Origin of the sequence: Mesorhizobium sp. M7D.F.Ca.US.004.03.1.1 (assembly GCF_003998635.1) — a bacterium.
GTDB lineage: Bacteria > Pseudomonadota > Alphaproteobacteria > Rhizobiales > Rhizobiaceae > Mesorhizobium > Mesorhizobium loti.
In genome coordinates, this window is sequence record NZ_RZQG01000299.1 from 1 (window position 1) to 6,437 (window position 6,437).

At 61.5% G+C, this 6,437-nt stretch carries 9 protein-coding genes; 4 read left to right on the forward strand and 5 right to left on the reverse strand.

The features are described from left to right. The 3 genes from EN935_RS17725 to EN935_RS17735 form a co-directional block, all read left to right on the forward strand. The coding region (locus EN935_RS17725; protein ID WP_164771181.1) for an ABC transporter ATP-binding protein at positions 1 to 835 on the forward strand (835 nt) is incomplete at its 5' end. A gap of 281 nt (positions 836 to 1,116) precedes the next feature. Further along, on the forward strand, positions 1,117 to 1,746 hold the full coding sequence (locus tag EN935_RS17730; RefSeq protein ID WP_127264529.1) for a 2'-5' RNA ligase family protein: 630 nt from the start codon (positions 1,117 to 1,119) through the stop codon (positions 1,744 to 1,746). Between the two features lie 133 nt (positions 1,747 to 1,879). After that, on the forward strand, positions 1,880 to 2,233 hold the full coding sequence (locus EN935_RS17735) for a nuclear transport factor 2 family protein (RefSeq protein ID WP_109662086.1): 354 nt from the start codon (positions 1,880 to 1,882) through the stop codon (positions 2,231 to 2,233). A 100-nt stretch (positions 2,234 to 2,333) separates the two neighbouring features. Here EN935_RS17735 and EN935_RS17740 read toward each other — a convergent pair whose 3' ends face one another. Both EN935_RS17740 and EN935_RS17745 read right to left on the reverse strand, forming a co-directional pair. Continuing rightward, positions 2,334 to 2,813, reverse strand: coding sequence for an SRPBCC family protein (locus tag EN935_RS17740; RefSeq protein ID WP_109662088.1), 480 nt, complete (start codon positions 2,811 to 2,813; stop codon positions 2,334 to 2,336). Beyond that, on the reverse strand, positions 2,810 to 3,166 hold the full coding sequence (locus EN935_RS17745; protein ID WP_126068348.1) for a metalloregulator ArsR/SmtB family transcription factor: 357 nt from the start codon (positions 3,164 to 3,166) through the stop codon (positions 2,810 to 2,812). Before EN935_RS17745 ends, EN935_RS17740 begins: the two co-directional genes overlap by 4 nt. A 169-nt stretch (positions 3,167 to 3,335) precedes the next feature. Between EN935_RS17745 and EN935_RS17750 the strand changes: the two genes are divergently transcribed. Further along, positions 3,336 to 3,671: an ArsC family reductase gene (locus EN935_RS17750; RefSeq protein ID WP_245468905.1), complete on the forward strand. Its 336-nt coding sequence runs from the start codon at positions 3,336 to 3,338 to the stop codon at positions 3,669 to 3,671. Positions 3,672 to 3,769: 98 nt separating this feature from the next. Here EN935_RS17750 and EN935_RS17755 read toward each other — a convergent pair whose 3' ends face one another. The 3 genes from EN935_RS17755 to EN935_RS17765 form a co-directional block, all read right to left on the reverse strand. Continuing rightward, a complete protein-coding gene (locus tag EN935_RS17755) occupies positions 3,770 to 4,123 on the reverse strand; it encodes a DUF488 domain-containing protein (protein WP_109662096.1) in 354 nt (117 codons plus the stop codon). A gap of 18 nt (positions 4,124 to 4,141) precedes the next feature. Beyond that, positions 4,142 to 5,398 (reverse strand): aminopeptidase, encoded by a 1,257-nt coding sequence (locus tag EN935_RS17760; RefSeq protein ID WP_127264531.1) that lies wholly within the window; start codon positions 5,396 to 5,398, stop codon positions 4,142 to 4,144. A gap of 84 nt (positions 5,399 to 5,482) precedes the next feature. Next, entirely contained in the window at positions 5,483 to 6,397 is a 915-nt protein-coding gene (locus EN935_RS17765; protein ID WP_127264532.1) for a LysR substrate-binding domain-containing protein, read from the reverse strand. Positions 6,398 to 6,437 lie beyond the last annotated feature (40 nt).

Here is a 6,437-nt window from a genome sequence, read left to right on the forward strand (position 1 = left end):
GTTCCAGGACTACGCGCTGTTTCCGCATATGAATGTCGCCGAAAATGTCGGCTTCGGCCTGTCGCTGCGCAAGCTTTCCGGCAGCGAGCAGGCAAAGCGCACCGGCGAAGCCCTCGACATGGTCGGTCTCGCGGACAAGCTTGGCGCCCGCGTCTCCGAGCTGTCGGGCGGCCAGCGCCAGCGTGTCGCGCTAGCGCGCGCAATCGTCTGCGAGCCACGCGTGCTCCTGCTCGACGAGCCACTGTCGGCGCTCGATGCGCATCTGCGCGAACAGATGCAGGTTGAACTGAAGCGGTTGCAGTCGCGGCTCGGCACCACATTCGTCATGGTCACCCATGACCAGACCGAAGCGCTGTCGATCTCCGACCGTATCGTCGTCATGAACAAGGGACGCATCGAGCAGATCGCGCCGCCGGCGACGCTCTATGACCGGCCCGCCACGAAGTTTGTGGCGAGCTTCATCGGCACCATGAATCTCCTGCAATCACGGTTTATCGGCCGCGACGGCGATCGCCTGCGTTTCACTGCCGGCACCCTGCCGCTGGAGGCCGTCGCTGAAACCGGCCAGTCACCCGGGCAAGGCGAGATGCAGACCATTGGTGTGCGCCCGGAGGATTTGCTGGCGATGACCGAAGCAGCGCCCGGCACCGCGCCGGCGCGCGTCAACAGCATCGTCTTTCACGGACGCACGCTGCGCCTCCATGCCGAGCTCGAGCAAGGCGCAGCTGTTGTCATCGATGCACCGCGCCAGGCCGAGGGTTTTCAATTCAGCGCCGGCGACGTGGCGCATATCAGCCTGCGCCGTGGCGCCAACTGCCCCATCCTGCCAGGTTAGTTCATCGATACCTGAAACGGAGCACACGTCGCACGGCGGCTACAAGCAGTCGGGCAACGGTCGCGAATATGCCGACTGGGCGACCCACGATTTTCTCGAGGTCAAGGGCATCATCGGCTACGGGGCGTAGGCTTCAAGTCCAACTCAGCTTCTTCAACCGTTGAACTCGCGGGCGCTGATGCGGAAAGCACCAACGCTCGCTTCGTTTTTGCTTGATTTGTTCCCTTTTTGTTCTAAAATTTCCAGCTTGGCGGAGGTGGGTGGCGCAAAGGAGGAATGACATGAATGAACTGCCCACATTCAACACAGCTGAAAACGGTCAAACATCTTTCAATTGGCATGAGCGGAACAGGCGTCGTCGCACTGATCGGTTGTTCTTCTGTCACCTGATGGAAGGCACCATCGCCGACCCTGTCGCTCTACAAGCGACCGCTTGGCGCCAGGAACTCGGGCTGAAAGGGAAAATAATTGCCAATCACATCTCGCTTGTTGGACTCGGCGACCATGACGGACTGCCGGACGGCTTGGTCGAACTCGCTCACCACATCGGCTCGATGATTGTCGCAAAACCATTCGACGTTTCTTTTGATCGTTTGTGCGCTTTTGGCGGTGGCGCGCTTGTTTTACGCAGCAGCGACGGCAATCCTTCGCTGCAAGAGTTCTGGCGAAACCTCACGGCAGTGATTTCGGATAGCCCGTTAAAGTTCTTTCTCACAAAGTCCATTGAACCGCATATCACGCTGCTTCGCGACAAAGTGGGAGTGCCCAAAATTCGCGAAAGGGCGATTAACCCCATCAGTTGGACAGTGCGGGGTTTTGCGCTCGTCCATAGCTTCATCCAGGAAGGTCGGTACGATGTGCCTCACCATTGGCCATTGACGGGCCAGGACGATGCCCGGCCCGCGATGTAAACGCCTTAAATCATCGTCACCTGGTCCGCGCGACCATCATCCTGACATGGCTTGTCAGCTAAAGCGCGGACTGACGATGGCCGGCCAGCAAATCGTTCCCTATTTGCAGTGCGTCTGAACAGGAGGAACACAAATGACCATCGCGGAAATTGCCAAGGATTTCACCGAGCTGCTCCAGCAGGGCGATCATGTCGGTGCTGCCGAGAAGTACAATGCCGATGATATCGTCAGCCTCGAAGCCATGGAAGGGCCAATGGCCATCGCCCGTGGCAAGGAGGCGCTCAGGCAGAAGGGCCAATGGTGGCAGGAGAACAACGAAGTGCATGGCGGCTCGGTCGAGGGCCCCTATGTCAACGGCGACCAGTTCGCGGTGCGCTTCAAGTTCGACATAACGCCCAAGGCCACTGGCGAGCGTGTCACCATGGATGAAGTTGGCCTCTACACGGTCAAGAACGGCAAGATCACCGAAGAGCGCTTCTACTATTGAGGCGGAAATACCACCGGCTTTAGGGAGCCCGCTCTGTCTGCTGCTGGATTGAAAACAAGCATGACGGCCAGGACCACGTCCTGGCCGTCATGTGAGAAGATCAGATCGTCTTCACATACTGCGCAAGCTGATCGGCCACCGTGCCCCAACCGTCGAAGAAACCCATCTCTTCGTGGTTGTTGCGGGTCGCCTCGTCGCGGTGGATGGCGGTGGCGCTGTAGCGCGTGCCCCGGCCATCCGGTTGGAGGGAAATGACTGCGGTGATGAACGGCTCTCCAGACGGCCGGTAGCCCGGCAGCAGTGCGTCCGTCCAAACCAGCCGCTCGTTCGGCGCGATTTCGAGATAGCAGCAATGGCGGTCGTTGACCTCGTTGCCGTCAGGCGACTGCATGCGCGTCCGGAACAGCCCGCCCGGCCTGAGGTCGATCTCGCAGTCGGTGATCATCCACGGCTTCGGCGTGAACCACTGTTTGACATGCTCCGGCGTCGTCAAGGCGCGCCACAGCAATTCGCGCGGCGCGTCGATGACGCGCTCCAGCACGAGGTCCAGTCTGGGATCCGGCTTGAAGAGATAGCTCATTCTTCTTTCTCCTTGAGGGTCATTACATAGGCGTCGAACTGGTCGAGGCGGCGCTCCCACAGCGTGCGCTGTTCGGCCAGCCAGTTTTCGGCGAGCTTCAATGGCTCGGCTGCCAGTTGATAGGTCCTGACCCGGCCGGTCTTTTGCGAGCGCACCAGTCCGCAGATCTCAAGCACCTTGAGATGCTCGATGAAGGACGGCAGCGCCATCTCGAAAGGCTCTGCGAGTTCGCTGACCGAGGCTGGACTGCGGTTCAGTCGCTCCACAACGCGTCGCCGCGTCGGGTCGGCAAGAGCGCGAAAGATGCCGTCGATCGTTGGAGGGCCGGGAGTTGCGGTCTGAAGGCTTGTCATGGTCGGTGTCGAGGCGCTGTCAAAAGGGGCTCGATATACTTAGGAAAAATCCTTAGTATTGGCAAGGGCAAAACCAAAGGCACGCCGCAGAGCGCTGGCAAAGCGCGCAGAGCGTCCTTAGTCTGCGATCAGATTCGAAATCCGAAGGGCCACTGTTTTGACGATCACGATGTACGGCATCACCACCTGCGACACGGTCAAAAAGGCGCGCGTCTGGCTGGAGGGCCATGACGTGGCGTACCGGTTTCACGATTTCAGGGCCGAGGGGCTGGACGCCAAGCGTCTGGATGGCTGGGTCGGAAAGGCCGGCTGGGAAAGGCTGCTCAACAAGGCGAGCACGACGTTCCGCGAGTTGCCGGACAAGGACAAGCAGGGCCTCGACGAAAAGAAGGCCAAAGCGCTGATGCTGGCTAAGCCGACCATGATCAAGCGACCGGTGCTGGAGGTCGGGGATCGGGTTCTGGTTGGATTCAAGGCTGAGGTTTATGAAGCGGCAGTGAAGTAGCGTAGCGAGACGGCGACGCTGCCAATCTCCCCCGCAAGGGTGGAGATCAGATGTAGCCACGGCTTTCGCCGATGGCCGGCGTCGCAGACGTAGGCGCCTCAGCCCGTACGCAAATACCCTGCCAGCGCCACCGCATTGTTGTGGGCTTCGTCATGCGCGCCATAGAGCAGCGTCACCTTGCCGTGGCGAAGCAGGCCAAGCAATTCACCCACCGCCTCGCCATTTCCATCCAGCTCAGCGCCATAACGCTCCTGAAACTCCGCCCAGCGCGCCGGCTCGTGGCCGAACCATTTGCGCAACTCGTCGCTCGGCGCGATGTCCTTCAACCACAATGCCAGCGCGGCGTCCTTCTTGCTGACACCGCGCGGCCAGATCCGGTCGACCAGAACCCGCTGCCCGTCATCGGGAGCGGGTGGCTCGTAGATACGCTTGACCGCCAGGTCGAAGGTCATCGGCCCCTCCGCAAGTGGTCAGGCCCACTCGCCCTTGCGCATCACTGGCACCTTGCGGCCGTCCTTGTGAACGCCGTCAATGTCGATCTTGTCCGAACCGATCATCCAGTCGATGTGGATGAAGCTCTTGTTGCCGCCGCGCGCCGCGATCTCGTCCTGGCTGAGCGAGGCGCCGTCGACGAAGCACTTCGAATAGCACTGGCCGAGCGCGATGTGGCAGGCGGCGTTCTCGTCGAACAGCGTGTTGAAGAACAACAGCCCGCTCGCCGAGATCGGCGAGGAATGCGGCACCAGCGCCACCTCGCCGAGGCGGCGCGCGCCCTCGTCGGTGTCGAGCACTTTCTTCAGCACGTCCTCGCCTTTCGATGCCTTGGCCTCGACGATCCTGCCCGCCTCGAAACGCACCGAGATCTCGTCGATCAGCGTGCCCTGGTAGGAGAGCGGCTTGGTCGAGGAAACATGGCCCTCGACGCGCTTTGCATGCGGCGTGGTGAAGACCTCTTCGGTCGGGATGTTGGGATTGCAGGTGATGCCGTTCTTGGCGGTCGAGGCGCCGCCCATCCATTCATGGCCGTCCGCCAGTCCGACGGTCAGGTCGGTGCCCGGTCCGGTGAAGTGCAGCGCGTGGAAATTATGGCCGTTGAGCCATTCGGTGCGGCCGCGAAGCGCTGCATTATGCGCCGTCCAATTGCCGATCGGGTCCTCCACATCGACCCGCGAGGCAGCGAAGATGGCGTCGGCAAGCTTGGCTACAGCTACGTCGTCGCTGTCTTCCGGAAAAACCTGCCTGGCCCAGGCGAGGTCCGGATAGGCGAGGATGTTCCAGTTGATGTCGAAGCCGGTGATCTTTTCCAGCGCCGGCTGGTAGGCCATCGAATTGGCCTTGTTGGCACGTGCCACTTTCGCCGGATCCTGCGCCGACAGCAGCGACGGATCCTCGCCGCGTACGGCCAGCCTTGCCGCATTGTTGGAAAAGGCCTTCGCCATGCCTTCATAAAGCCAGCCGGCGGCGCGGTCGAAGCTCGCATCGGCGCCGAAGCGGTAGCGCGCCAGCGTCATCTCGTCATCGTTGAAGATCGGCGTCACCAGCCCGGCACCGGCCTTGTAGGCGTGCTCGACGATCCGCCTGGTTAGCGGCAGCGCCGCGATGGAGGATGTTAGCACCAGATCCTGTCCTGGCTGCAATTGCAGCCCGACCTTGATGGCAACTTCCGCCAGCCTGTCGAGCTTCACCGGGTCGATCGATGCGGAAACGCCGCGCGTATGTGTGGTCATGATCCTGCCTGCCGTAATGTTTTGATATGGTCTTACATAGACCGCAGTCCGCATCCTTTCCACCGCGATTGCGCTGGGCCAGACCTAGGCCGCGCTTTCAAGCGACCTGAACTGCGCCATTGTCGCCTCGATCTCCTCGCGGACCCAGACCTTGAAATCCCTGACCTTGCGGCTTTCAGACCGGGTGGCGGAGGTCACCAGCCAATAGCCGAGCCCACTCTGAGCGCGGATTCCGAAAGGCGCCACGAGCCGCCCATCGGCCAGCGCATCCGCGGTGAGCAATTGCCAGCCCAGCATCACGCCATGGCCGGCAATCGCCGATTCCAGGCAAAGCATCGGGTCGGTGAAACGCGCCCCCTTCAGGAAGGTGACCGGTGGAACACCAGCCGCCTCGAACCAGCTTTCCCAGTTGATCATCGCCCGCTCGTCGGTGATGGCGCAGGTCTGGGCAAGGTCCTCGATCGACTTCAGTTTTTGGGCGATCGCCGGCGCGCAGACCGGGAAGACTTCCTGCGTCAGGAGTAGTTCCGTGCGCACGCCCGGCCATTTGCCGTCGCCGAGCCGGATGGCGATGTCGATGTCTGAGTGATCGAGATTGGCCAACCGCACCGACGCGTCGATGCGCAGCAGCACGTTGGGATGCCGGTCGAAGTGACGCGACAGTCGCGGCAAAAGCCATTTCGAGGCAAAGGCCGGCGCCACCGAAACCACCAATGTGCACTGCGTCGCCTCATCGGCCAGCGCCACGGCCTGGGCTAGCTCGCGAAATCCGGCACCGAGGCGGGCAGCGAAAACGGCGCCGAATTCGGTCAGCACGAGACCGCTCGCCGTCCGCTCGAACAGCGCCTGGCCGAGCTGCTTTTCGGTGCGGCTTATCTGCTGGCTGACGGCGCTGACGGAAACGGTGAGCTCGCCGGCCGCCGCGGCTAGGGAGCCGAGACGGGCAACGGTTTCGACGGCGCGAAGGCCGTTGAGATGGACGCGATTGAGCATGGCCATTTGAGTTTTTCTAAACCGATCCGGCTGAAATCTCAATTGA

What these genes read in the sequence shown, in the direction of transcription:
- EN935_RS17745 (WP_126068348.1), bottom strand. Translation starts at nt 3,166, where the DNA reads ATGACAAGCCTTCAGACCGCAACTCCCGGCCCTCCAACGATCGACGGC.
- EN935_RS17755 (WP_109662096.1), bottom strand. Translation starts at nt 4,123, where the DNA reads ATGACCTTCGACCTGGCGGTCAAGCGTATCTACGAGCCACCCGCTCCC.
- EN935_RS17730 (WP_127264529.1), top strand. Translation starts at nt 1,117, where the DNA reads ATGAATGAACTGCCCACATTCAACACAGCTGAAAACGGTCAAACATCT.
- EN935_RS17760 (WP_127264531.1), bottom strand. Translation starts at nt 5,398, where the DNA reads ATGACCACACATACGCGCGGCGTTTCCGCATCGATCGACCCGGTGAAG.
- EN935_RS17750 (WP_245468905.1), top strand. Translation starts at nt 3,336, where the DNA reads ATGTACGGCATCACCACCTGCGACACGGTCAAAAAGGCGCGCGTCTGG.
- EN935_RS17765 (WP_127264532.1), bottom strand. Translation starts at nt 6,397, where the DNA reads ATGGCCATGCTCAATCGCGTCCATCTCAACGGCCTTCGCGCCGTCGAA.
- EN935_RS17740 (WP_109662088.1), bottom strand. Translation starts at nt 2,813, where the DNA reads ATGAGCTATCTCTTCAAGCCGGATCCCAGACTGGACCTCGTGCTGGAG.
- EN935_RS17735 (WP_109662086.1), top strand. Translation starts at nt 1,880, where the DNA reads ATGACCATCGCGGAAATTGCCAAGGATTTCACCGAGCTGCTCCAGCAG.